Source organism: Stenotrophomonas sp. 169 (assembly GCF_014621775.1).
In the GTDB taxonomy this organism is placed as follows: Bacteria; Pseudomonadota; Gammaproteobacteria; order Xanthomonadales; family Xanthomonadaceae; genus Stenotrophomonas.
Map to the genome: position 1 here is coordinate 437,594 of NZ_CP061204.1, position 25,449 is coordinate 463,042.

Sequence of the window (25,449 nt, forward strand, 5' to 3'; positions counted from 1 at the left end):
GCGCCTGCGGCCGATGTGACCGGCGATGTGGTGACGATGATCGACAACGGCCGTTTCCGCGAAGCGCAGCAGGCAGTGCAGTCTCGGCTTGCGCTCACGCCCGCGACCGACGTGGCCGGGGCGGAGGCGCTGCGGTTCCAGCAGGAGCGCATGCGCCGCATCCGTCTGGATTTCAGCCTGGACGATCGTGCGGCGAAAGAGAAACTGCGGCATTGGATTCCGGACCTGCGCGACGAGGAGTTCGCGCGCTGGGACGCGCAGGGGCGGCTGGAGCACCTGGATATCGATGGCCAGCGCTGGTACTTCAATCGCGCGCCGTCCAACCTGTTCCGCCTGAGCGAAGAGGCACGTGCCCGTCGCCGTGCGGACGCCCCGATGCCGGTGGATGGTCCGTTCGAATCGATCAGCTCGTACCACGCGCAGGTGATCGCGGCAGCACGCGGCAACCCCACGGCGTTCGTATTGCCACAGCGGGTGGCGGTCACCCAATCGCTGGTGGTCAAGGCCGACGCCGTGCCGGCGGGTGAAACGGTGCGTGCATGGATTCCGTATCCGCGCGAGATCCTGGGACAGCAGGAGCATCTGCAGTGGATCGGCAGCCGTCCTGCCGGGGCGCGCATCGCGCCTGCGGACACGCAACAGCGCACGGCGTATCTGGAAGCCAAGGCGGTTGCCGGCCAGCCGACGCAGTTCGAAATCCGCTATGCCCTGACCGTGAGCGCACGGCACACCGCCATCGATCCCTCCACGGTGCAGCCCACGCCGCACGATGCTGCCCTGGCGCCTTACCTCGCCGAGCACGCACCGCATGTGCGCTTCACCCCCGCGCTGCGCGCGTACTCGCAGCGGGTGCTGCAGGGCGAGACCCGCCCGTATGAAGTGGCGCGCCTGCTGTTCAACGCGGTCGACCAGATCCCGTGGGCCGGTGCGCGCGAATACTCAACGCTGAGCAACATCAGCGAGCATGCGTTGCAGGCCGGCCACGCCGACTGCGGCCAGCAGACCCTGCTGCTGATCACCCTGCTGCGCATGAACGGCATCCCGGCGCGGTGGCAGTCCGGCATGGTGTTCTCCGACAACGCGACCGGCTACAGCAACCTGCACGACTGGGGCGCGGTCTATCTGGCGCCGTATGGCTGGCTGCCGATGGATGTCACCACCGGTGCGCTGGACAGCACGGATCCGGTGCTGCGCGACTTCTACTTTGGTGGCCTGGATGGCTACCGCATCGCGTTCAACGATGATTTCGGCCAGCCCTTCGTGCCGGCCAAACAGCACTTCCGCTCGGAAACGGTGGACTCGCAGCGCGGCGAGGCCGAGTGGGCAGGCGGCAACCTGTACTTCGACCAATGGGACTACCGGTTCCAGTGGCAGGTACTGCCTGCAGGCGGCATACCCAGCGCGACACCCTAGGCACCTACACCGTTCAATTTCTGCAGGAGAGAGCAGGGGATGAAGGCAATCAGCATGAAGCGTGCGGCGCTCTGCGTCGCACTTGGGACCTGCCTGGGCATGATGATGCCCAGCGTGGTATCGGCACAGAACGTATCCGGCGCGGTTGCCGGCCGGGCGACGGCGGGCGACCAGGTGACCGTGGTCAGCCGCGGCACCGGCCTGACCCGCACCGCCACGGCAGCACGCGATGGCAGCTACCGCCTTGGCCAGCTGCCCGTGGGTGACTACACGCTGCAACTCAGCCGCGACGGCGCGGCAGTAGGCGAACCGGTCAGCGTCAGCGTGGCCGTGGGCGGCACCACCACGGTGAACCTGGCCAGCGGTGGCGGCGTGGTCAATCTCGATGCCCTGCAGGTGGTCGGGTCGCGGGTCATCAACCGGGTGGACGTGTATTCCACCGAGACCTCGTTCAACGTCAACCGGCAGGAGATTTCGCGGCTGCCGGTGGCCCAGGACCTGTCCGCCGTGGCGCTGCTGGCGCCGGGTGTGGTCGGCGGCAACTCATCGTTCGGTGGGCTGTCCTTTGCGGGTTCGTCAGTGGCGGAAAACGCGGTCTACATCAACGGCCTCAACGTCACCGACATGTACACCCGTCGCGGCTTCTCCAGCGCGCCGTTCGGTTTCTTCCAGGAATTCCAGGTCAAGACCGGCGGCTACTCCGTGGAGTTCGGCCGCTCCACCGGTGGCGTGATCAATGCCGTGACCCGTTCCGGCAGCAACGAGTTCGAGGGAGGCGCCGAAGTCACCTTCGAGCCCAGCGCGTGGCGCTCGTCGGCACGCGACCATTTCCATCGCGACGGTTCGCCGCACGCCTATGCCAGCACCGATGCCACCTCGTTCACCAAGACCAACGTGTGGGGTTCCGGTGCGCTGGTGAAAGACCGGCTGTTCCTGTTCGCGATGTATGAAAAGCGCGATACCCACGGCAACAACACGGCATCCGACGGGCGCACCTGGTTCGACAACAAGGGCGACGACGACTTCTGGGGGGCCAAGCTGGATTGGAACATCACCGACAACCACACCCTGGAACTGCTGGCGTTCTCCGACGAAACCGAAACCACGCAGGCGTCGTCCGGCTACAACTGGGAGACGCAGACGCTCGGGCAATGGGGCGGTGACACGCTGACCGACGGCGGTGGCAAGAACTGGTCGGCCACGTATACCGGCCGCTTCGGCGAGAACTTCACCGCCAAGGCGATGGTCGGCCAGAACAACCAGCGCGCCTTCTCCAACTCGACGCTGGATCTGTACTGCGATGCGGTGTTCACCGATGCCACGTACGCACCTTACCTGGGCCAGTTGAATGGACTGCGTGCCGGCTGCCACCCCACCGGTACCGCCATCGCCGAGCGCGACGATACCCGCGATGCCGCGCGCCTGGATTTCGAATGGGCCCTGGGTACCCACCTGCTGCGCTTCGGCATCGACCGCGAGCTGATGACCACCGAGCAGTCCACCCGCTATCCCGGCCCCAGCCAGATGACCTACACCGCTTATGCAGCGCGCGCCGGTGACGAGGTGTGGGACGGCGCCGGTGCCTTCGTGCCGCCGGGTGTGATGCAGATGCTGCGTGCCCGCAACCGCGTATCCGGCGGCACCTTCGAAACCGAAGCCAATGCGCTGTATGTCGAAGACATCTGGAACGTCACCCCGACCCTGATGCTCACCCTGGGCGTGCGCTGGGATCGGTTCGAGAACCGCACCGCCGATGGCGATGCCTTCATCAAGATGGACGATCTGATCGCGCCGCGCGTCGGCTTCTCGTGGGACGTGAAGGGCGACGGCAGCACGAAGATCTTCGGCAACGCGGGACGCTATTACCTGCCGGTGACCAACAACATCAACGTCAACTTCGCCGGTGGGCTCACCGACGAATACAGTTACTACGTGCTCAACGGCTGGCAGCAGCAGAGCAACCCGGTGACCGGCGCACCCTACATGGCGCCGATCATCGGCCAACAGGTGGGGCCGACCGATACCCGCATGAACACCGGTGCGGCCGATCTGCGGCAGAGCGTGGACAAAGACCTGAAGGCGGTCTACCAGGACGAATACATCCTTGGCTTCCAGACCATGATCGACCAGGCGTGGTCGTGGGGCGTCAACGCCACCTATCGCAGGATGACGCGTGCACTGGACGATATGCGCCTGAACTACACGCCGTGCGGGCCGACCGGCAGCACGCTGTGGCCGATCGCCAACCCCGGCGAAAGCCTGACCATCTGGGGGGATTCCAGCATAGGGTGCGCCCAAGAGGGCTGGATCACCATCGATACGGCCAACAGCGGCTACCGCAAGGGCGGCAGTGGCGAGGTGGTGGGGTATTCCAAGCCCAAGCGCACCTACAAGGCGCTGGAGTTCCAGCTGGACCGCGCATGGGACGAGAAGTGGATGTTCAACGCGTCCTACCTGTGGGCCAAGAGCGAAGGCAACTTCGAAGGGCCGGTCAACTCGGACACCAACTACGGTGACACCGGCATGGTCCAGCATTGGGACCACCCGTCGAACAACGAACGCTATGGCGTGCTGTTCAACGACTTCCGCCATCAGTTCAAGTTCCGCGCCGCCTATGCCTTGAACGAGCAGTGGTCGTTCGGTACCACGCTGCAGGTGCAGTCCGGTGGCCCCATCACCGCCTTCGGCGTGATGTGGCCGGGTGACACCGTGGCCGGGGGCAGCACCTCCAGCGAAGGCAGCGGCGGCGGCACCGGCTGGCTGTGCGTGGCCAACTGTGCCGGCCCCGTCGACCAGCGCGTGTTCGAACCCACCGCGCGCGGCGCCTTCGGTCGCCTGCCGTGGACCTGGACCATGGGGGCCAACGTGACCTGGCGGTTGCCGGTGGACGGCATCGACCTGAGCGCGCGCCTGTCGGTGTACAACCTGTTCAACAACCAGACCGTGATCAACGTGCACCAGCGCTACGAGAGCCAGCCCGGCGTGTACCGCGAAGCGACGTTCAACACGGGCACGCGTTGGCAGGCACCGCGCTATGCGCAGCTGGTGGTGGCCTGGAACTTCTAGGAAGGTAGTGACGGCCGCTGGCCGTCAGGTATCCGGTAATGACGGCCGCTGGCCGTCAATCGGTTGCCCCGGCCGCTGCGCTCGCCGAGCATGGCTCGGCGCTACGGATCCATTCTTGAAGGGTTGCCCGCCATGTTCCAACCGCTGCTGCTGCTCGCGCTCGCATCATCGCCGTTTGACGCCATGTTCGAGCGCACGGTGCAGCGCGAGCAGTTGCCCGGTCTCGCCATGGGCGTGGTGGAAAATGGCGACGTCGTCTACCGCCGCGCGGAAGGGCGGCGCGGCGACGCCACGGGTGCGCGCATCGACGACGACACGTTGTTCAAGATCGCCTCCAACAGCAAGGCCATGACCGCCGCGTTGCTGGCACGGCTGGTGCAGCAGGGACGCCTGCGCTGGGACGATCCTGTGCGTCGTCACCTGCCGTCCTTCACCCTGTTCGATCCTTGGGTGGGCGAACAGATGCAGGTGCGTGACCTGCTGATCCACAACAGCGGGCTGGGTCTCGGCGCAGGCGACCTGATGCTGTGGCCGGAGCCCAACCAGTTCACACGGCAGAACATCATCGCCGGCCTGGCCCACCTGAAGCCGGTCACCAGTTTCCGCAGCGGGTATGCCTATGACAACCTGATGTATGTCGTAGCCGGTGAAGTCGCCGCGGCTGCGGGCGGCAAGCCCTATGACCAGCTGATGCGCGAGCAGGTGTTCCAGCCCCTGGGCCTGACCCGCTGTCAGGTGGGTGCCTGGTCTACGACGGCAGTGGGCAACGTCGCCCAGCCCCACGTGCGCCGCGCGGGACGCAACGTGGTCGTCGCGCCGGACATGGAAACCAACCCGGACGCACCGTCGATGGCGGCCGGCGGCATCCGTTGTTCGTTGAATGACATGCTGCGCTGGATGCAGGTGCTGCTCGATCCGGACGCCGTCCCGGGCTGGCTGGACGCCACCCAGCGCAATGCGTTGTGGACGCTGCACATGCCGATGCCGCTGGGTGAGCGGCAGCGGCGCTGGGACAACGCGCACGTTGCAGGCTATGGATATGGCTGGCGGCTGTCCGACCTGGACGGGCAATGGAAAGTCGCCCACACCGGCACCCTGTCCGGCATGTATTCTTCGCTCGCCCTGCTGCCGGACCGCAAGGTGGGCGTGGTGCTGCTGATCAACGGCGAAGGCGAGAATGCACGTACTGCCTTGATGCAGGCGGCGCTGAAACACTACACCGCGCCCGCTGACACGCAGGGCGTGGAGGGATGGCTGGACAAACTGGGACAGGCGCACCCTTCGCCCGCTGCGGCGGACGATCCGCTGGCGGCCACCCGCGCGGCACCGCGCGCGTCCGCAACCGCGTTGCACGCCGTACAGGGCCGCTATCGTGATCCTTGGCTGGGCGACGCATCGCTCTGCCCGGTGCAGGGTCGGCTGCGTTTCAGCGTGGATAAGTCCCCGCGGCTGCAGGCCGATGTGCTGCAGGCCGGATCACGCTGGGTGCTGCGCTGGGATACGCTGGAGCCCACCGCGCAGGCATGGCTGCAGCCCACTGCCGGCCCGGTGCCCACCCTGGACCTGCGCGCCATCGATCCGGATATCGACTTCAGCTATGACTACCAGGACCTGCATTTCACTCGTACTGGCGCTTGCCCTGACCGCGAGCGTCCACGCCGCTGAGCCGCCGGCGGTATCGCCTGCGCGGACGACGGCCGAAGCCGGCCTGGTGGAGATCCGTACGCGGGCGCCCGGCATCGCGCTGGATATCCGCTATGCCACGGCCAACAACTTCACCGGCCAGCGCGTGCCCGGCTACGCGCGTCCGGCCTGTTATCTCCTGCCTGCCGTTGCCGACGCGTTGGCCAAGGTAGAGCACCAGCTGCGCCGCCAAGGCCATGCGCTGCAGGTGTACGACTGCTACCGTCCCGTGCGTTCGGTGCAGGCCTTCGTGGCCTGGGCACAGGACCCCCGGGAGACATCACGCAAGGCGGTGCAATACCCCGACCTGCAGAAATCGCAGCTGTTTGCGGACGGCTACATCGCCGAGCGTTCCGGCCACAGTCGTGCCGCCACCGTGGATGTGGGGCTGATGCGTTGCGACGCCGCACGCTGCACGCCGCTGGACCTGGGCACCGACTTCGACTTCTTCGGCGCCCGCGCACATACCGACGCTACCGGGCTCAACGACGTGCAGCGGGCCAACCGGCGACGCCTGCAGCAGGCGATGGCCGCTGAGGGCTTCGTCAATTATCCGAAGGAATGGTGGCACTTCACGTTCCAGCCCGAGCCGGATCCGCAGACGGCGTACGACGTGCCCGTGGAGTGATCGCGGGTTCCACGCCACCGCGCGGTCTGACGCCCTGCGGCCCCCTTACACTGTCGCTATGAACCTTCCCCTTCATTTCGGTCTGCTGGGCACGCTGGAAGCGGCGGGCATCGCCCTGCTGGTCGGCCTGCTCGTGTACTTCCTTTTCCACCACATCGCGCGCGCGCTGCGCTGGGCCCACGGTCCCGCATTGGGCTGGGCCAGCGGTATCTCGGTGGTCATCGCGGCCGGCATCGACATGTGGAAGCTGTTCTACATGGGCATCGTGCGGATGGAGTCGCCGTTCTACGCGCGTCTTTTCCTGTCCACCATCCACGATCCGAACGAACTGGGCAGTCGGGTCATGCTGGAAATCATCGGTGCCCTGTCCGGTGTTGCCCTGGGATGGCTGTTGTTCAGTTCGCGGTCAGTCGATGAAACGCCCGATGCCGGCTGATTTATGTTCGCTGCAGGTTAAAAATCATCCCGCTGAATGCGCACCTTACTTTCCGCTCACCGCTGGCTAACCAAGCAGGTAGCGGATGCCCTCCGGGGAGTGGTTAACACGCCGTGTTCGTGCTGATTGCGACCCAATTTGCATTCATCGACGCGCTGCCAACGTAGGCCCCGTACGGAATACATGGCCGTGCAACATTCCCTCAGGAGACCACCCAATGACGATTCGTACCCGTAAGCCGCTGATCGCCCTCCTTGTCGCCGCTGGCAGTGTGTTCGCCCTCCCGGCCATGGCGCAGAGCGCCGCACAGGATCGCGCAGCGGATGCACAGGCACAGGCCGTGCAGGCCCAGCAGGCCGCTGCAGCGGCGGGCAACCAGGCCGCCGAAGCAGGCAATGCCGCCGACCAGGCAACCCACGCCGCCGGGCAGGCCGCGGCACAGGCCAGTGGCGGTGGCCAGACGTGGGCCAGCATCGATACCGACGGCAACGGCACCCTCAGCAAGAGCGAAGCGCAGGTGAACGCCGGACTCGCCCAGGTCTTTGACCAGGCGGACACCAACAAGGACGGCGAGCTGTCGGCCGATGAGTACAAGGCCTTCGTGCAGTCGCAGCAGGCAGCGGGCGCGGCACAGGGCAACTGATCCCAGCCTATTCTGCGGTGTCGGCTCCGGCCGGCACCGCGGGATGCTGGCCGGCTGACCGGCGCCGGTAGTTCAGATTTCGCTCGCGGTCTTGGTTGTCGCGGTTTTTGATTTTGCTTTTGCTTTTCCTTTGGCTTTGCTTTGCTTTGCTTTTGGCAGAGCCGACTTCAGTCGGCTGCTCTGCCGCCGCGCCGCCTGACGACAGCCGACTGAAGTCGGCTCTACCAGAACCAGAGCCAGAGCCAGATCCGCATCCGCATCCCCCAGTGGGCATTCGCAGCCCCGTCCAGAGGCAAATCCGGAGCCCCGCCCACCCCCCTGTTATTCTTCACCGATGACTACCCCCATGACTGCGCGCGACCGCGCCATCGGCCTGGTTGGTTTTGACGGTGACGACACGCTGTGGAAGAGCGAGGATTTCTACCGTCAGGCCGAGCAGGATTACCTCGAGCTGCTGTCCCACTACATCGATGTGCACGACACCGACACCGCGCGGCACTTGCTGGAGGTGCAACGTCGGAACCTGACCGTGTTCGGCTATGGGGTGAAGGCGATGACGCTCTCGATGATCGAGGCGGCGATCGAGATCACCGACAGCCGCGTCAGTGCGGCGCATATCCAACGCATGCTGGACATCGGCCATGCCACGCTGCGTCATCCTGTCGAGCTGATCGCGGGTGTGCGCGAGTCGGTCGCCAGGATCGCGGAGCAGTACCCCGTGGTGCTGATCACCAAAGGCGACCTGTTTCATCAGGAAGCGAAGATCAAGGTCGCGCAATTGCACGATCTCTTCCCGCGCATCGAGATCGTGTCCGAGAAAGACCCGGAAACCTACGCCCGCGTGCTGGCCGAGTTCGACCTGCCGATCGCGCAGTTCGTGATGGTCGGCAACTCGCTGCGCTCGGATATCGAGCCAGTGGTGACCCTCGGGGGCTGGGGCGTGCATACCCCCTACGCTGTCACCTGGGCCCATGAAACCGAGCACGGCGTGGCCGATGACGAGCCGCGCATGGTCACCGCCGATACCGCGTGGGACTGGCCGGCTGCACTGGACACGATCGAGGCCAAGGCCACCGCAGCCCGCGGCGGGGAGGCCTGACAGGCGCGGCGCGCTGGGTCACAATCAGGGCATGAGCCGCCTGCTGACCCTGCTGCTGTTGCTGTCCGCGCTGCTGGTGCCGACGATCACGTTGGCCCAGCAGACCGCGGAGAAATCCGCCACCTACACCGTGCAGACCGGCGACGCTTGGGTGGACACCTGGCTGAGCGACATCAACCATTACGCCGAGCGCTACCCGGACAGCTTCCTGGACGAGGTGTCGCGCTACAGCGGCGTGGATCGCGGTTACGCCGCCGCCCTGGTCAACAACCACGGCTGGCACGCCGCCGACGTGTACTTCGCCTGTTTCTGGGCCAAGGCAATCAAGCACAGTTGCCGCGACACGGTGCGGGCTTTCAGTGCGAACCCGGAAGGGGGCTGGGAAGCCGTGGTCGAGCGCTTGCCGATAGCACCGGACAACCTGCACTGGCGCGCGGTGCGCCACGACATCGTGGCCAGCTTCCGCCATTGGGACCGCCCGATCACCCTGGACGCCACCCTGCGCCGCCAGCTGGGCAACTGACGGCGCTACCCAAGCGACGGTGGCCCAGCGACAATGCAGCTCAACGCCTGTTCCGAGTTCCTTGCCGGATACCCCATGAGCACTTCTGAATTCCTGTCAACCGATGCCATCCGCCGCTTGTTCGCGCAGGCGATGTCCCGCATGTACCGCGCCGAAGTGCCGCTCTACGGCGACCTGGTCGATCTGGTGGCGCAGATCAATGCACAGGTGCTGGACACCGATGCCGAACTTGCCTCGCAGCTGCAGCGCAACGATGGCCGCGGTCGGCTGGATGAAGAGCGCCACGGCGCCATCCGCGTTGGCACGGCCGAAGAGCTTTCCACCCTGCGTCGGTTGTTCGCGGTGATGGGCATGCAGCCGGTGGGCTACTACGATCTCAGCGTGGCCGGCGTGCCGGTGCACTCCACGGCATTCCGTCCCACCGACGCCGCTGCGCTGGCGGCCAATCCGTTCCGTGTTTTCACATCGCTGCTGCGCCTGGAGCTGATCGAAGACGACGCGCTGCGCGCGCAGGCTGCCGCGATCCTCGCACGTCGCCGCATCTTCACCGATGACGCGCTCGCGCTGATCGAACAGGCCGAGCACGACGGTGGACTGTCGGCCGCCGATGCCGAACGCTTCGTCGCGCAGGCGCTGGAAACGTTCCGCTGGCACGGCGACGCCACCGTGGCGCTGGACACCTACCACGCCCTGCAGGAGGCACATCGCCTGATCGCCGACGTGGTCAGCTTCCGCGGCCCGCACATCAACCACCTCACGCCGCGTACGCTGGATATCGACGCAGCGCAGGCGGCGATGATCGAACGCGGCATGGCCGCCAAGGCGGTGATCGAAGGGCCCCCGCCGCGCGCCTGTCCGATCCTGCTGCGGCAGACCAGCTTCAAGGCGCTGGAGGAACCGGTGCACTTCCCGGATGGCGAAGGCGGTCGCGCTGGCAGCCACACCGCGCGTTTCGGCGAGATCGAGCAGCGCGGGCTGGCCCTCACCCACAAGGGCCGCGCGCTGTATGACCAGCTGCTCACGCAGGCCCGCGAAGCCGATGCGGCAGGCAGCACGGGCGCTGACTACGGCCAGCGCCTGCAGGCCGTGTTTGTCGGCTTCCCGGACGACCATGCCACGTTGCGTGCCGAGGGTCTGGGCTTCTATCGGTACCAGCTCACCGACGCCGGCCGCGCGGCGCCGGGACGTGTCGCCGACCTGCCGGCCGAGCGGCTGATCGCCGAAGGCCTGGCCACCGCCGATCCGATCATCTATGAGGACTTCCTGCCGGTCAGCGCAGCGGGCATCTTCCAGTCCAACCTGGGCGGCGGCGAACAACGCGCCTATGCCGCACACGCGAACCGCAGCGCATTTGAAGAAGCGCTGGGCGCGCGCGTGCATGACGAATTCGCGTTGTACCAGCAGCTGCAGGACGACTCGCTCGCGTCATTGCGGGCGTGACCGTCTCAACGCGATGGGTGCCGGATCACAGGGTAGGCATGGCGTTCGTCAGCTGACAGGGAATTGCGCATTGCCCGCACAGCGCACGGCACGCGCTTCCAGGTAACGCGCGCGTCAGGCGCTGCGGGGCACAAACGGCAGGGACCATGTATGAAACTGGCGCAGCTCTCGCAGCACAGGCTCCGCATCACGGGTCCGTTCGTGCAGGGCAAACGCAACGCCTACCGGCCCCAACGGGTCTTTGCCGCAGACCGCCCACATCCGCGCGTCGGGACCGCTGATCGCCTGACGTGCCCCCCGCTGCCAGTGCAGGCACTCATCCACCACGGTGGCGGCGACATAGTGCTTTTCCGCCGTGTGGATGCGCTCCAGGCAGTACTTGGAAAATGTAGTGAAGCCGTAGGTCCCGTCCATCACCATCCCGTTGTCGGCCATCGCGCGCCGCAGCCCGTTGAGTGAGTCCACGTATTCCTGCAGCAGCGGTGTCAGCGGGTGGGCAGGCGCATCCGGACGGCGCGCACTGGCCTGTCCGCGCTCCGCTGCCAGCGCAGCGCCCAGCCGCGTGTCGTCGGCGAGTGCAAGGCTGGTCGCGCGCAGGAAGACCGCGGTTTCCTTCTGATCCAGGCTACGGATAAAGGTCAGGCCGGCGTCGATCAACTGCGGTGCACCGGCTTTCGCGCAGCGCCGACGCAGGCTGGCGACCAGGTCATTGCCGATCTCGCTCGGTGCCAGCCTCAGCAAGCGTGGCACCAAGGCAACGTGTGAGGTTGCATCCGCGTTGGTCACTGTCGCCGGCACGGTGACCACGGGAAGTGCATCAGCGGTTGCAGGAGCTGACACGGTAGCGAACGCGGAGTGCGCGGAGGGAATGCAGGGAAAGGGAATGTCCATGACTGCAGCACATCCCATCCTGCGCTGCTCTGCTTTCAGCCTGCGCTCACCGTGTCGGCGCTCAGCGCATCACGCCTTCATCGTGCCGGTATCCAGCCAGCGCTGGTGCCAGCTGAGTGCTTCCGGCAACAGGTGCGGGGTGTGCTTGCCGTAGCTGTCCCGGTTGGCACGGTCGACGTAATCCTGCAGCTGCGCACGGAAATCCGGATGCGCACAGCGGTCGATTACCACCTGCGCGCGCTTGCGCGGCGGCAGGCCACGCAGGTCGGCCAGGCCCTGTTCGGTCACGATCACCGATACATCGTGCTCGGTGTGGTCGACATGGCTGACCATCGGGACGATGGCCGAAATGGTGCCGTTCTTCGCCGTGGACGGGCTGAGGAACGCCGACAGGAAGCCGTTGCGCGCGAAGTCACCGGAGCCGCCGATGCCGTTCATGATGCGCGAGCCCATTACGTGGGTGGAGTTGACGTTGCCGTACAGGTCGGCCTCGATCATGCCGTTCATGCCGATGCAGCCCAGCCGTCGTACCAGTTCGGGATGGTTGGATATTTCCTGCGTGCGCATGATGATGCGCTCGCGGTAGAAATCGATGTGCTCTTTGAACGTTTCGTTGGCCTGCGGGCTCAGCGCGAAACCGGTGCACGATGCATGGCTCAGCACGCCATCGCGCAGCAGGTCGAGCATGCCGTCCTGGATGACTTCGGTGAACGCGGTGAGGTCACGGAAACCACTCTTGGCCAGGCCCGCCAGCACCGCATTGGGGATGTTGCCCACACCGCTCTGCAGCGGCAGCAGGTTGGGCGGCAGGCGGCCCTTGCTGATCTCGTGCTTCAGGAAGTCGATCAGGTAGGCGGCGATCTGTTCGCTGGCCGCATCGATCGGACTGAACGGACTGTTGCGGTCCGGTCCGTTGGTACGCACCACGGCGACGATCTTGTCCGGGTCGCAGCGCAACGCGGTTTCGCCGATGCGGTCGTTGGCGTGCACCAGTGGAATCGGTTTGCGATGCGGCGGCAGCGCGGTGCCGTAGTAGATGTCATGCATGCCATCCACGCCCGCCGGCTGCCATTCGTTGACCTCGACGATCACCTTCTTCGCCAGGTCCAGCCAGGTCTTGTTGTTGCCGACCGACGTGGAGGGCACCAGCGATCCGTCCTCGCGGATGGCCGACACTTCGATCACGGCCGTGTCGATGTCACCGTAGAAACCGAACCACACGTGCTGGGCCACATGGCTGAGATGGATGTCGATGTAATCCAGCTTGCCTTCATTGATCTGGTTGCGCGCGTACGGGTCACTCTGGAATGGCATGCGCATGGCGATGCCATCGGCCTTGGCCAGTGCGCCGTCCAGCTCCGGGGCGGTGGAGGCACCGGTCATAAGGCTGATCTGGAACGGCAGGCCCTGGGCGTGTACCGCTTCGATGCGGCGGGCCAGCTCGACGGGGACGGCCTTGGGATAGCCGGAGCCGGTGAAGCCGCTCATGGCCACGGTTTCACCGGGTTGGATAAGCGCGGCTGCGGCCTCGGCAGAGACCACGCGGTCACGGAGACGCGCGTTGGCGATGCGATCTACAGACATGACGACGATGTTTCGTGGGGGAAAGTCCGATTATCGGCCAAACCCACCCGTATGGGGCCTGCGACCTTGGTGGGATGGCGCTGCGGCACCTGAACGCTTCTGTACCTGCCAGTATTGTTTTGCAGTGCAGCGTGCAAGTTGCTTTTGCAACCGGCACGATGGACCTGCATCCCGACGTGGGGGAGGGAGCAGAGCCCGCTGGCAGTTCGCTGCAAGCGGGCTTTTTTACGTCTGCAGGTTACACCTGAATAGGCGCCGGCGCTTCGGCTGCGGTAAGCGACCAGCCGGCTGAAGCCGGCTCTACCCGACGCGCCGTACGCGACAAGCCGATTGACGCTCCGCACGCGACCAGCCGACTGAAGTCGGCTCTACAATCATGCGATGACCCAGATCGTCGCGCCGCTCCCCGATGCCCTTCTGCCCCTGGTTGATCGCGCCATGGCGCGGCTGGTAACCGCACAGGGCGCCCCGATTCCCGCAGACCTGGCCCCGTTCCTGCGCCAGCTCGCTGTTACCAGCGATTTCGCCATCGACACGCTGTGCCGTCAGCCCACGCTGCTCGCCCACCTGGCGCAGCCCGATTGCCCGCCGCTGCCGCTGCCTGTCCTGGATCCGGCGCAGCCGGGCGAGTGGCCCGGCCTGCTGCGGCGTTACCGTGCAGCGATGTCCACGCGTCTGGTGTGGCGGGACCTCGCCGGGCTGGATACGGTCGAGCAGACGCTCGCCGGCGCCACCCTGCTGGCCGAGCACTGCCTGCAACGGGCGCTGGAGGCGCTGGAACAGGAGTTCGCCACCCGCCACGGCATAGTGCGCGATGAAGACGGCCAGGCCCAACGCCTGGTGGTCTTCGGCTTGGGCAAACTCGGCGGCGGCGAGCTCAACTTCAGCTCCGACGTCGATCTGGTCTACGCCTTCACGCAGCGGGGCGAATCCGACGGCGCGCGCCCCTTGGCAGCAGAAGAGTATTTCGCGCGGCTCGGCCAACGCCTGGCCAAGCTGTTGGACGACACCACCGCCGATGGCTTCAGCCACCGCGTGGACCTGCGCCTGCGACCGTTCGGCCGGGCCGGGCGGGTGGCGCTGTCCTTCCCCGCGATGGACCAGTACTTCCAACGCGAGGGCCGCGACTGGGAGCGGTACGCCTGGCTGAAGGCGCGCGCGGTGGCCGGTGACATCGCCGCCGGCGAAGACTGGCTGACGTCGCTGCGGCCCTTCGTCTACCGCCGTTACCTGGATTTCACCGCACTGGACGGCCTGCGTGACATGAAGGCGGCGATCACCGCCGAAGTGGCGCGCCGTGACATGCACGACGACATCAAGCGCGGCGCAGGCGGTATCCGCGAGATCGAGTTCCTGTGTCAGGCGCTGCAGTTGATCCGCGCCGGCCGCGAGCCGGTGCTGCGCGAGCGTCGGCTGCTGCATGCACTCGCTGCCCTGATCGATGCCGGGCAGATCGCCGCCGATGATGGCGCGGCCTTGCGCGAGGCCTATCTGTTCCTGCGTCGCCTGGAGAACCGCCTGCAGATGCTGCGCGACGCGCAGACGCATGTGCTGCCGGCCGATCCGTTGGAGCGGCTGCGCATCGCCGTTGGACTGGGCTACCCGGACTTCGACAGCCTGCGCGATGCGCTGGCCGTGCAGCAGGCACGCGTCAGCACCGAATTCGCGGCGTTGTTGGCACCGCGCAAAGGCAAGGCGGCCCCGGACGCCGTCGCCAGCTACTGGCGGGGATTGCCTGAGCACGGCGACGCGCAACTGCTGGTCGATGCGGGCTTCGTCGATGCCAACGGGGCAGACCAGATGCTGCGCGACTTCGCGCAATCATCCGGTGTGAAATCGCTGTCCGACGGCGCCCGTACGCGTTTGGATCGCGTGCTGCCCGCCTTGCTGCATTCCGCGACACGTTCACCGCAACCCGACGCGGCGTTGAAGCGCGTGCTTGGGCTGCTGCAGGCGATCCTGCGGCGCACCAGTTACCTGGCGCTGCTGGATGAGCAGCCCAGTTCGATGGCGCGGCTGGTGGACGTGCTGTCACGCAGCGCATTGTTGGCCGAGCGGCTGGAAGCGTACCCCCTGCTGCTGGATGAGCTGCTGGATGTACGCGTGTCCGGACCGTTGCCGACCTTTGAAGAGATACAGGCCGAGTGCGCGCAGGTGCGCAAGGTGGAAGATCCCGAATCGGCGCTGCGTTGGCTCAACGAGCTTCGTCTGGCGCTGAGTTTCCGCATGGCCATGGCCAGCCTGGATGGTCGCCAGGGGGCAGTGGATACCACGCGGCAACTGGCCGAACTGGCGCAGGTCGTGGTCGATACCGTGCTGCAGCTCGCGCAGGCGGACATGCGGGCGGCGCACGGCGAAATTGCCGGTGGCCGCTTCGCGATCATCGGCTACGGCAGCCTGGGCGGTCTGGAACTCGGCTTCGGTTCGGACCTGGACCTGGTGTTCCTGCATGACCATCCGGCTGATGTGGAAACCAGCGACGGCGCCCGCCCGCTGGAACCCGGTCGCTGGTATGCACGGCTGGCGCAGAAAGTGATGGCGCTGCTGGGTGCAGTGACGGCCGCAGGACGCCTGTACGACATCGACGTGCGGCTGCGTCCGGACGGCGGCAAGGGCGCGCTGGTGTCTTCGCTGGCGAGTTACCGCGAGTACCAGCGTGAGCGCGCGTGGACCTGGGAACATCAGGCCTTGGTGCGTGCACGCGGCGTGGCCGGCGATGCCGAGCTGCTGGCTGCGTTTGAAGCGGTGCGCGCTCAGACCGTGGGTCGCCCACGTGATCGTGCGGCCTTGCACGCCGATATCGTGAAGATGCGCCAGCGCATGCGCGCCGAACTGGATCGTAGCGACGCCGCGCGCATGGACCTGAAGCAGGGGGCCGGTGGCGTGGTCGATCTGGAGTTCCTGCTGCAGGCGGGCGTGCTGGGTCAGGCAGCCGACCATCCCACGCTGCTGCAGCCACGCGATACCCGCGGACTGATCGATGCACTGGCCGCCACCGGATGGTTGCCGGCAGACCGCGCCGCCGGCCTGCAGACCGCGCATGCCACGCTGCTGGAGCTGGGCTTGGCCTGCACCCTTGATCGCCGCCCCCGCACCGCACCGCCCAGCGACGCACTGGACGAAGCCCGCGCCCTCATCCGCCACGCCTGCGACGCAGCAGGCCTGCCATTCGACGCGCCCACAGGGCGGTAACCCGTCAGGAAAACCGGTTAGGGTAGAGCCGACTTCAGTCGGCTTCGCTTCTGCCTTCGCTCTGGTAGAGCCGACTTCAGTCGGCTTCGCTCACAGCAGCCGACTAAAGTCGGCTCTACCAGACCCAACAGCCCGCCACAGCATGGCTGCGGCACGCACATCACCGCGCCGGGGCCATCTTCCACAGCAGCGCGCGGAACGGGGCCAGCAGGCAGATGCCGATCGCCAGCTTTACCGCCAGATCGCCCAGCGCCCAGCTCACCCACGGCAGCGTGGAACCGGCGAAGGCGATGCTCCAGAAAATCGTGGTATCCACCGTCGCACTGCAGGTGGTGGCCACCATCGGGGCCCGCCACCAGCTGCCGCGGCGCAATCGGTCGAAGACGGTGATGTCCAGCAACTGCGCCACGATGAAGGCGGAGCACGAGGCCACGGCGATGCGCGGCGTCGCCACCCAGAACGACAGCACCACCGCCAGCGCGAAACCGGCCCACGCCACCCGGCGGGCAGGGCCTGGGCCGAAGCGGCGGTTGATCAGGTTGCTCACCAGGAACGCGACCGGATAGCTGAACGCACCCCAGGTCAGCCAGTCGTTGATCGGGTACTGCACCAGCACGTTCGAGCCCAGCACCACCGCGCCCATGGCCAACACCGCCAGCAGCAGCGCGCGGACGGTCATCGGAGCAAAAGCGGGGGCGGGACGCGCGGACATGGCGAGCCAGGAGGCAGAAAGGAAGGCGCGCATTATCCGCCCCCGGGCAGCGCGCTGCCAGCAGCGCCTGAACAGCATAGTCAGGGCGCCGGTAACGCGTCGCGGTCGGCTGCTTGGGGTAGAGCCGACTTCAGTCGGCTGCGGTGGGAAGCCGGCTGAAGCCGGCTCTACCGCTGGTTTGGGAAGCCGACTGAAGTCGGCTCTTATCTCTTCGAGATCTGGCACTTTAGGTGCCGAGAGCCCGGCGCGGGCGACCGTTCGGCTCTAGGTCTTCGCGATCGCTTGGTAGCAAGGATCCCCGCGCCGGTCTTCTCCCTGATCCGCCCGAACAGTTGATCGAGTTGGCGCTCGTAATGATAAGACTGGGCAAGCGGGGGGAGCTCTCGACCCTGTCAGCGTACCGGAGATTGCCATGTTTGGGATCGGGATCGACGTAAGTAAGGACCGTCTGGACGTTGCCGTGCACGAGCAGCAGTTCCGCCACTTCAGCAACAGCAAGCGCGGCTTTGAAGCATTGGTTCGCTGGCTGCAGAAGTGGCCGGCCAAGCAGGTCGTGCTTGAAGCGAGCGGAGGTTACGAGCAGGCAGCCCTGGATGCGCTTCATGAGGCCGGCCTGCCAATGGTGCGGATCAATCCAGGCAGGGCGCGTAGCTTCGCCAAAGCCACTGGGCAGCTGGCTAAAACGGACCGGATCGATGCGATGGTGCTGGCCCAGATGGCACACCTGTTGAAGCACACTCGATATACACCAGTAGCGCCTTGGCAGCGAAAACTAGCTGAATTTTCACTGCGCCGGCGTCATCTGGTGCAGATGCGTAGCAGTGAAAAGCAGCGCATGCGTGCATTCAGCGAGCCAGTTCTCCAGGTGATGATGAACAGCCAACTGGAGTACTTGGACGAGCAGATCCGCGTGCTGGACAAGGCAATCGCCGAACAGCTCAGGAATCAGCCCAGTTGGAACAGCTTGGTGGAGATGAAAGGCGTGAGCACCGTTGTGATGACCACGCTTGCTTGTGAACTGCCAGAGCTGGGAAAGCTGAGTGGCAAGGCGATATCCGCCTTGGTCGGCGTAGCCCCCATGAACCGCGAGAGCGGCTCCTGGCAGGGGCATCGACGCATCACGGGCGGCCGCGCGGTCGTACGACAAGCGCTCTACATGGCCGCCTTGTCAGCCTGCCGATATGAGCCGCAATTACGTAACTTCTTTAAATCCCTGAAAGCAAAAGGCAAGCCGGGGAAAGTTGCCCTGGTTGCCGTCATGCGCAAAATGCTGGTCATCCTGAATGCCCGCAAACGCGACGCGGAGGCCATGATGGCCTCCGCCTGACAACACAGTTGCTACCGTGGGCTCTGGGAAGCCGACCGAGGCCGGCTCTACCGCCCTTGCGTCACCACGTGCCGGTGAGGTTGTCCGCGGCGGCGTACTCGGTGGGGACGTAAGCCAGCGTCTTCCCGGCCCCATCGGTCACGTTCCAGCCCGCTCCGGCGGGTGTCGGCACGAAGGCCACGGTCTCGCCGACGGCGAAGGCTGCACCGGGGTTGTCCTGCCGCGCCGGCCATTGCAGCGTGGCGGTCTGCTCTGCATTGCCCGGCACCTGCAGTTGCACTTTGCAGCCCTGCGCGTCAGTGGTGACTTCTTTGACTTCCATCGGCGGCAGCGGCTTGGCCGGCACGCGTTTGCGGGCGCTGCGTTGCTCGCTGGCCTTGAACGGCGCCTTCGACAATTCCACCAACCCCACCGACGCGGCCAGCGGGATCGACAGCGTCAGCACCATCGACACCAGCACGCCGGCCTCGCTGCTGTTGAGGTCCCCGCCGCCGGCGTGGGCGCGTGGAGTGAATACGGTGGTGGCCGCAAGCAGCAAGGCCAGGGCGGGTGTGGCGAAGGTACGGGACATGCGTGTCTCCAGGTACGGAAAGGGTCAGGGCGCGACCGGGGCAGCGCCTGCCACGGCGACATGCGGTATCGAAAGGTCCTGTTGCAGCTGGCGTCGCACGCGCAGGAAGTCGAACACGGATTCCACCGTCACCACCGAGTAATTGCCCGACACCCGCTCACCGGCGGGATGGTCGGTCGTGGTGGCATTGGCCACGAACAGGCGCGCGCCCAACCGCTTGCCCAAGCCGATGTGCAGCACGCTGGGCCGGTAGTCGTGGGTCTTCAGCCAGTCCTGCGCCTGCGTGCGATCCTGCAGCGGCGCGGTACCGTCGGCGCTTGCCATCGCCACCGCCAGCACCTCCAGCACCCAGCCATTGGAATTCTGGAACTCGGTACGGAACGGATAGGCCACCGCGTTGTAGCGCGGCTCGTGCAGCGCATGCGCGGTGCGGGCGGGCGGCTGCAGCAGCGCTTTCAACCGCGCGCGCAGGGGCGCATCAGGGATGCCGATGCGCAGGTCGGTGTGGCCACCGGTTTCGCCGATGAAGTTGGCCAGCCCTTCGCGGTACAGCTGCGAACGGTCGGTCTTGCAACGGTTGAGCAGGTGCACCGCGCGCCAGCGTCCATCGGCTTCGCGCAGCAGGAAGGCCAGATGGCTGTGGCGCAGGCCGTAGCGGCTCAGGTCCTGGCCACCGCGTGCGGCGACCACGATGTCGACGTCCGGCAGCGCTTCCAGTTGCTCGGCCGTGGTCCATGCCATGTCGAACATCGCCGCTTCGGCGGCCGGGCTGGGGTAGCGCTCGCGGCAGGTGCCGCTGTCGGCCCAGGCAGACGCCGGGGCAAGGAGCAGCAGCAGGGCGAGGTAAAAAGCGAGACGTTCCATGTGCCGCCGATGATAGACGGTCACCGGGGCAGCGGGGCGCCCACGCCCAGTCGCCGTTTCACCTCCGCGGCCACGCGCGTGGTCTCGCGCAGCGGCGCGATAGGGCCGTGTGACCAGTCCAGCCAGCGCGGCTGCAGCCGGCCACGTTCCTGCAAGGCACGGTGGAAGCGGGCCAGGCGAACCTGCACTACATCACCCAGCGCCACCATCACCGGCAGCCGCGTGGCGCAGGCTTCAGACAACAGATTCACCGAATCCGGCGATGCCACCACCCGGTCGGCCCAGCCCAGCAGGCCGGCGTACGGGTTCACGCCATCGCCGCCATCGCCCCAGATCACGTGGGGCACATCGGCGAAGGTCGCGCGCAGCGCATCGGACAGTGCCGGCGGCGTGCGGCGCGACGTCGTGGCCAGCAGGCTGCCGCCCTCGCTGCGCAGCTGCGACGCTACCTGCTCGAACACCGTGCGCATGGCGTCCTCGGTCCATGCCGCATGCGCCGTCGGCCCCCCCACCAGCAAGGCCGTACGTGGCCCGGGCAGGCTGCCGAAGTCAGCGAACGCTGCCCGCCCCAACGACAGCCAGTCGTCGTCGACCGGGTTGAGGCTGCCGAGCAGGGTCAGCACATTGCTGCCGCGCAGGGCGTCATGCTCGGGCACGACCACCAGGTCCCAATGGCGTGCATTGATGCGCGGGTCCAGGATCTGCACGACCTGGCTGCCGCGTGCGCGCAGCACCCGCAGGGCACCGGCGGCTTGGCGTCCACAGCCGATCGCCAACGCAGGAGGTGTCGCAGCCAGCGCTGCGAAGGCCGTTCCATAGCCCTGCGCGTCACCGGGCAGGCGGCGTGGCGACAGCCAGCGCCACGGTGCGCGTGGCGCGAGTGTCAGCGGCTGATGGGTGCCCAGACGCAAGGCACCGGCCAGTGCCACGGCCTGGCGGACATTGCCGGCGCGGCCATCGGTAATCGTCGAGGGCGCACTCGATCGTTGCACGATTGGCATTAATTCGTTTCAACCCTGCTGGGTGTTGCAACAGACGCGACACTCTACACTGCCTCGCATGGACCCGGCCGTTGCGGCATTGCCACCGCAGCCCGGCCCGCGATCCGCTGCGGCGGATCTCCCACCACTCCCAGGAGGATGCATGTCGCACGAACTCGACGCCGTCGCACTCGATCAGTTGTTCCGCACTGCCCGCACCGCCAACAGCTTCCACGACACGCCGGTGGACGAAGCCACGCTGCGTGCGCTGTACGACCTGGTGAAGTTCGGGCCGACCTCGGCCAACTCCAGCCCGGCGCGGTTCGTGTTCGTCACCTCCAAGGAAGGCAAGTCCAAGCTGGCGCCCGCGCTGTCCGAGGGCAACCTCGCCAAGACGATGGCCGCGCCGGTCACGGTGATCATCGCGCATGACCTCGACTTCCACGAGAAGCTGCCTTATCTGTTCCCGCATGCCGATGCGAAGAGCTGGTTCGACGGCCCGCAGGAAAACCGCCAGAAGCCCGCACTGCTCAATGGCAGCCTGCAGGGCGCCTACCTGATCCTGGCCGCACGCGCGCTGGGTCTGGATGCCGGCCCGATGACCGGCTTCGATCCGGCCAAGGTGGACGATGCGTTCTTCGCGGGCACCTCGCTGCGCAGCAACTTCCTGGTCAACCTGGGCCATGGCGATGACGCGGCCCTGTTCCCGCGTTCGCCACGCTTGTCCTTCGACGAAGCCGCTCGCATCGTCTGAACCGCCTTTGTGTTTGAATCGGCCCGTCCCGCGCGGTCGGGTCGATGTTTGCAGTCCATTCCCTTACCGAAATCGAGAGAGAGTCCGAACATGACCAAGACCCATAAGCTGCTGCTGCCGCTCGCCCTGACCCTGGCGATCGCGGCCTGCTCCAAGCCGGCTGAAGAAGCGGCTGCGCCGGCTGCTCCGGCCGCCGATGCCACCGCACCGGCCGCTGCTGCGCCGACCACCACCCCGGCCACCGACGCCGCTGCCGCTGCCCCGGCCGAAGCCGTGCAGATCGCATCGGGCACCTACAAGCTCGACCCGACCCACACCGACGTGCTGGCGCAGTGGAGCCACTTCGGCTTCTCCCACCCGACCGCCCACTTCGGCAATGCCGAAGGCACGCTGGTGTATGACGCGGCCGACGTGACCAAGTCCACCGTGGAAGTGAAGCTGCCGCTGACCGGCCTGAACAGCTTCACCGCGAAGTTCGACGAGCACCTGAAGAGCGCCGATTTCTTCGACGCCGGCAAGTTCCCGGCCGCCACCTTCAAGAGCACCAAGGTGGAAGCCGCGGGCACCAACAAGCTGACCGTCACCGGTGACCTGACCATCAAGGACCAGACCAAGCCGGTCACCCTGGACGTCACCATCAATGGCGGCGGTGAGCACCCGATGGCCAAGGTGCCGGCGGCTGGTTTCGATGCCACCACCACCATCAAGCGCAGCGATTTCGGCGTCGGCGCATATGCCCCGAACGTCAGCGACGAGGTCAAGATCCGCATCACGACCGAAGCCACCGGCGAAAAGCCGGCTGCCTGATCCACGGCAGGCTGCATGAAAAAACCCGCCGGTGACGGCGGGTTTTTTTTTGCGGCGTCGTCGATACGTACTTGAAGACGTTGCGCGCTGCTTGGCGTCGACGCGCACCTGGAAACCCTTGCGTACTGCTCGGCGTCGACACGTACTTGGGAAAAATTGGCGCGCTGCTTGGTAGCGCCGAGCCACGCTCGGCGGAAACCTTGGCGGCGCGCGAACCGCGAACCGCGCCGCTGCGCTCGCCGAGCATGGCTCGGCGCTACCGCGATGGCGCGTCGTCCGTCGCGATGGTGCGTCGTCCGAGGTGTCAGGTCAGGCGCGTTTGCAGCCAGCGGTCGGTCACCGCGATCGGCGTCAGGCGCGGGGTGATCTTCAAGTCGAGCGCGCGCACGAAATCCTGCGCGGCGCGGCCGTACGCCTGGCGGGCCATCAGTGCGGCCTGCTTGGTGCTGGCCTGCTGCGTGCGCAACTTCACCAGATGCACCGAAGGGCGTCCGGGCGGCGAGAACTTCTGGTCGCGGCGCAGGATGTCCGCCACCAGGTTCATATCCGTATCGGCTTTCAGCGCCGCGTGCTTGGTCTGCAGCAGGGACAGCAACAACTGGCGCAGACTGGCGGACTCGCCGTGGGGGGCCAGCAGGGAATCAAAGGCAGCATCGTCGGCCTGCAGGCGCTCGAGCGCCGCGGCGAGGGTAGGAACAGAGAGGTCGGTCATGACGCGATTATCGCGCCAATCGGGGTGGCGTGGCGGGGGAACAGCGTGGCCGGTCGCCGGTGTTGTTGGTGGTGGTGCTGTTGCTGCTCTGGCTCTCGCTCTCGCTCTTGCTCCGGTAGAGCCGACTTCAGTCGGCTGGCACCGTCATCGTCCGCGATGGGGCAGCCGACTGAAGTCGGCTCTACCGTCGGCTGTACCCTCGGGAGGGTTCAATCGCCGTCGGTGTCATCCGGGTGGGCTTTCCAATAGCCGGTGGAGCGGATCCAGTCGCGGGGCCCGGCGTGGTGGCCTTCGAAGAACTTGCGCATCATGCGGGCGCGGCGGGATTCGGTGGCGATCCAATAGAACACGTCGCCTTCCGGGGCCTCGAAGTCCACCAGCGCATCTTCCAGCAATGAACTGCTGGCCGCCGGAAAGCCATTGCGCTCCAGCCACTGGATGCGCACGTTGTCCCCCTGCGGCAGGTCCTGGCGCTCCTCTTCGTCGGCCACTTCGATCAGCACCTGTACCTCGGCCGTTTCAGGCAGCACCTCCAACCAGCGTGCAATCGCCGGCAGCGCCGTTTCGTCGCCGATCAGTACATAGCCGTCGTAGTCATCGGCCACCTGGAACGAACCGCGCGGACCGCCCACGGCCAGCGTGTCGCCCGGCTGTGCGCGGGCAGCCCATGGGCCGGCGACACCGTGGTCGCCGTGCAGCACGAAGTCGATGGCCAGCTCGCCGGCTTCGTGATCCCAGCCGCGTGGCGTGTAGTCGCGGGCCGGCGAATGCTCCTTGCCTTCCGGGTAACGCGGGCCCTCGGCGGTCATGGTCGGCAGCACCATCTCACCGCTGCTGTTGGGGAAGAACAGCTTGATGTGGTCGTCGGCGCCGGGCGAATCGAAGCCGGCCAGATCGGTACCGCCCAGGATCACGCGACGCATGTGGGGGGTGATGTCTTCGGTGCGCAGCACGGTCAGTTCGCGGAAGCGGACATCCAGGCGCAGGCGCTTGTTTTCGTGGTGGGACATGGGGGATTCCTGCAGAGAGTAGGGCGCAGACGCGCAGGTCGACCGGGCTGGCTCAGGCGGGCGGGGTCGAAGAATCGGGGGGTGTGGCAGGTTGGCCGTTCAACAGCGCGGTGGCACGCAACAGGTAATTGGCCACCTGCTCGGCTTCGCCGTCCACCCAGCGGCCGTGGTGACGGACAAGCGCGCCTTTGAACTGGCGCAGCGCATCGCGCAATGCGGGCGGCATGTCGGCCTTGGCGATATCGCGTGCGCGGTGCCAGGCGCGGTGCTGGGCCGCTTTCACTTCATCGCGGCGCGCCAGCAGTTCGGCGCGACCGGCATCGGTGATATGGAAACGCCGGCGGCCGGCATCGTCCTCGCCGAGTACCCAGCCGGCCTGTTCGAAGCTGGCCAGCAGCGGATACATGGTGCCAGCGCTGGGGGTGTAGGCCCGGGCGAAGAGCTCGCTGACGTGCTGGATGAGCTCGTAACCGTGGCGCGGCTGCTCACCCAACAGGGCCAGCGCCAAGAGGCGCAAGTCGCCCCGGCTGAGCAGGCGGGTAGGGGAGGGAGCGGGACGCGGGGGAGTCATTTCGATATATCGGTATCGGGTGTCGAAACGATATATCGATAAGGAGTGGGAAGCAAGCAGACGGTAGTGACGGCCGCTGGCCGTCATTCACGGAAGAGGGGGGTTTCCCGGGACTGGCGGAGTTCGGTGCCGACTGAAGTCGGCACTACCGGGCCGGCGGGGTTACAGCTCGCCGCGGGCGACCTTGTCCTGGATCGCGGTCAGGTAGCCGTCCAGTTCGGTCTGCGAGGCGAAGATCTCTTCTACCGGGACGGCCTTCACCAGTTCGAATACCTTGCGCACGCCGGGCTGCGGTTGCATCACCAGTACGCGGCCGGCGTGGGCGTGCAGGGCCTTGCGGGCGCGGAAGATCGAACGTAGGCCGGCACTGGAGATGTATTCCAGCCCCGCCAGGTTGAACTCCAGGATGTGGGTGCCGTCGTGCAGCAGGGGCGCCATCGCCTCATCCAGCTGCGGATGCGTGCTGCCGTCCAGCCAGCCGGACAGGAAAATCCGCTGGTAGGGGCCATCACCGGGCTCGATTCGCAGGCTCAGACGGGGCAT

General features: G+C 66.4%; 23 protein-coding genes. 13 read left to right on the forward strand and 10 right to left on the reverse strand.

The window, feature by feature from the left end:
* Nucleotides 1-36 precede the first annotated feature (36 nt).
* From ICJ04_RS01835 to ICJ04_RS01875, 9 genes are all read left to right on the forward strand, one after another.
* A complete protein-coding gene (locus tag ICJ04_RS01835) occupies nucleotides 37-1,413 on the forward strand; it encodes a transglutaminase-like domain-containing protein (RefSeq protein WP_223203028.1) in 1,377 nt (458 codons plus the stop codon).
* Between the two features lie 39 nt (nucleotides 1,414-1,452).
* Nucleotides 1,453-4,479, forward strand: a complete 3,027-nt coding sequence (locus ICJ04_RS01840) for a TonB-dependent receptor (RefSeq protein WP_188325867.1) — start codon at nucleotides 1,453-1,455, stop codon at nucleotides 4,477-4,479.
* Between the two features lie 183 nt (nucleotides 4,480-4,662).
* A complete protein-coding gene (locus ICJ04_RS01845) occupies nucleotides 4,663-6,144 on the forward strand; it encodes a serine hydrolase (RefSeq protein ID WP_223203029.1) in 1,482 nt (493 codons plus the stop codon).
* Nucleotides 6,077-6,790, forward strand: coding sequence for a M15 family metallopeptidase (locus ICJ04_RS01850; RefSeq protein ID WP_188325869.1), 714 nt, complete (start codon nucleotides 6,077-6,079; stop codon nucleotides 6,788-6,790). Before ICJ04_RS01845 ends, ICJ04_RS01850 begins: the two co-directional genes overlap by 68 nt.
* A gap of 58 nt (nucleotides 6,791-6,848) precedes the next feature.
* Complete coding sequence (locus ICJ04_RS01855) at nucleotides 6,849-7,226, forward strand: hypothetical protein (RefSeq protein WP_188325870.1); 378 nt, start codon at nucleotides 6,849-6,851, stop codon at nucleotides 7,224-7,226.
* A gap of 217 nt (nucleotides 7,227-7,443) precedes the next feature.
* Nucleotides 7,444-7,869, forward strand: a complete 426-nt coding sequence (locus tag ICJ04_RS01860) for an EF-hand domain-containing protein (protein WP_188325871.1) — start codon at nucleotides 7,444-7,446, stop codon at nucleotides 7,867-7,869.
* Between the two features lie 346 nt (nucleotides 7,870-8,215).
* Nucleotides 8,216-8,968, forward strand: a complete 753-nt coding sequence (locus ICJ04_RS01865; RefSeq protein ID WP_223202961.1) for an HAD family hydrolase — start codon at nucleotides 8,216-8,218, stop codon at nucleotides 8,966-8,968.
* A gap of 31 nt (nucleotides 8,969-8,999) precedes the next feature.
* Nucleotides 9,000-9,491, forward strand: coding sequence for a hypothetical protein (locus tag ICJ04_RS01870; RefSeq protein ID WP_188325873.1), 492 nt, complete (start codon nucleotides 9,000-9,002; stop codon nucleotides 9,489-9,491).
* A 75-nt stretch (nucleotides 9,492-9,566) separates the two neighbouring features.
* Complete coding sequence (locus ICJ04_RS01875; protein ID WP_188325874.1) at nucleotides 9,567-10,931, forward strand: VOC family protein; 1,365 nt, start codon at nucleotides 9,567-9,569, stop codon at nucleotides 10,929-10,931.
* A 114-nt stretch (nucleotides 10,932-11,045) separates the two neighbouring features.
* Here the strand turns inward: ICJ04_RS01875 and ICJ04_RS01880 are convergent, their stop codons facing one another.
* Both ICJ04_RS01880 and ICJ04_RS01885 read right to left on the reverse strand, forming a co-directional pair.
* A complete protein-coding gene (locus ICJ04_RS01880) occupies nucleotides 11,046-11,771 on the reverse strand; it encodes a hypothetical protein (protein WP_188325875.1) in 726 nt (241 codons plus the stop codon).
* 120 nt (nucleotides 11,772-11,891) lie between these two features.
* Nucleotides 11,892-13,406, reverse strand: a complete 1,515-nt coding sequence (locus ICJ04_RS01885; RefSeq protein ID WP_188325876.1) for an acetyl-CoA hydrolase/transferase family protein — start codon at nucleotides 13,404-13,406, stop codon at nucleotides 11,892-11,894.
* Between the two features lie 381 nt (nucleotides 13,407-13,787).
* On the opposite strand from ICJ04_RS01885, the gene glnE reads away from it, so the two are divergent.
* Nucleotides 13,788-16,598 (forward strand): bifunctional [glutamate--ammonia ligase]-adenylyl-L-tyrosine phosphorylase/[glutamate--ammonia-ligase] adenylyltransferase, encoded by a 2,811-nt coding sequence (gene glnE, locus ICJ04_RS01890; protein WP_188325877.1) that lies wholly within the window; start codon nucleotides 13,788-13,790, stop codon nucleotides 16,596-16,598.
* Nucleotides 16,599-16,758: 160 nt separating this feature from the next.
* Here glnE and ICJ04_RS01895 read toward each other — a convergent pair whose 3' ends face one another.
* A complete protein-coding gene (locus tag ICJ04_RS01895) occupies nucleotides 16,759-17,310 on the reverse strand; it encodes a queuosine precursor transporter (RefSeq protein ID WP_188325878.1) in 552 nt (183 codons plus the stop codon).
* A 412-nt stretch (nucleotides 17,311-17,722) separates the two neighbouring features.
* Between ICJ04_RS01895 and ICJ04_RS01900 the strand changes: the two genes are divergently transcribed.
* On the forward strand, nucleotides 17,723-18,637 hold the full coding sequence (locus tag ICJ04_RS01900) for a transposase (RefSeq protein ID WP_188325879.1): 915 nt from the start codon (nucleotides 17,723-17,725) through the stop codon (nucleotides 18,635-18,637).
* Nucleotides 18,638-18,698: 61 nt separating this feature from the next.
* On the opposite strand, the gene ICJ04_RS01905 is transcribed toward ICJ04_RS01900, so the two are convergent.
* Genes ICJ04_RS01905 through ICJ04_RS01915 form a run of 3 tightly spaced genes read right to left on the reverse strand, consistent with a single transcriptional unit; the run spans nucleotide 18,699 to nucleotide 21,073 of the window.
* On the reverse strand, nucleotides 18,699-19,208 hold the full coding sequence (locus ICJ04_RS01905) for a hypothetical protein (RefSeq protein WP_188325880.1): 510 nt from the start codon (nucleotides 19,206-19,208) through the stop codon (nucleotides 18,699-18,701).
* Between the two features lie 24 nt (nucleotides 19,209-19,232).
* Nucleotides 19,233-20,072, reverse strand: a complete 840-nt coding sequence (locus ICJ04_RS01910) for a DUF2145 domain-containing protein (protein WP_188325881.1) — start codon at nucleotides 20,070-20,072, stop codon at nucleotides 19,233-19,235.
* A 20-nt stretch (nucleotides 20,073-20,092) separates the two neighbouring features.
* A complete protein-coding gene (locus ICJ04_RS01915; protein ID WP_188325882.1) occupies nucleotides 20,093-21,073 on the reverse strand; it encodes a mitochondrial fission ELM1 family protein in 981 nt (326 codons plus the stop codon).
* Between the two features lie 142 nt (nucleotides 21,074-21,215).
* Here ICJ04_RS01915 and ICJ04_RS01920 point away from each other — a divergent pair, with 142 nt between their 5' ends.
* A complete protein-coding gene (locus tag ICJ04_RS01920) occupies nucleotides 21,216-21,806 on the forward strand; it encodes a malonic semialdehyde reductase (protein ID WP_188325883.1) in 591 nt (196 codons plus the stop codon).
* A gap of 90 nt (nucleotides 21,807-21,896) precedes the next feature.
* Complete coding sequence (locus ICJ04_RS01925) at nucleotides 21,897-22,613, forward strand: YceI family protein (RefSeq protein WP_188325884.1); 717 nt, start codon at nucleotides 21,897-21,899, stop codon at nucleotides 22,611-22,613.
* Between the two features lie 304 nt (nucleotides 22,614-22,917).
* Here ICJ04_RS01925 and ICJ04_RS01930 read toward each other — a convergent pair whose 3' ends face one another.
* The 4 genes from ICJ04_RS01930 to ICJ04_RS01945 all read right to left on the reverse strand — a co-directional run bounded on the left by ICJ04_RS01930 (nucleotide 22,918) and on the right by ICJ04_RS01945 (nucleotide 25,449).
* Nucleotides 22,918-23,325 carry a hypothetical protein gene (locus ICJ04_RS01930; RefSeq protein WP_188325885.1) on the reverse strand — a complete coding sequence of 136 codons (408 nt, stop codon included), beginning with the start codon at nucleotides 23,323-23,325 and terminating at the stop codon, nucleotides 22,918-22,920.
* Between the two features lie 209 nt (nucleotides 23,326-23,534).
* A complete protein-coding gene (locus tag ICJ04_RS01935; RefSeq protein ID WP_188325886.1) occupies nucleotides 23,535-24,335 on the reverse strand; it encodes a siderophore-interacting protein in 801 nt (266 codons plus the stop codon).
* A gap of 52 nt (nucleotides 24,336-24,387) precedes the next feature.
* Nucleotides 24,388-24,906, reverse strand: coding sequence for a PadR family transcriptional regulator (locus ICJ04_RS01940; protein ID WP_188325887.1), 519 nt, complete (start codon nucleotides 24,904-24,906; stop codon nucleotides 24,388-24,390).
* Nucleotides 24,907-25,068: 162 nt separating this feature from the next.
* Entirely contained in the window at nucleotides 25,069-25,449 is a 381-nt protein-coding gene (locus tag ICJ04_RS01945; protein WP_188325888.1) for an STAS domain-containing protein, read from the reverse strand.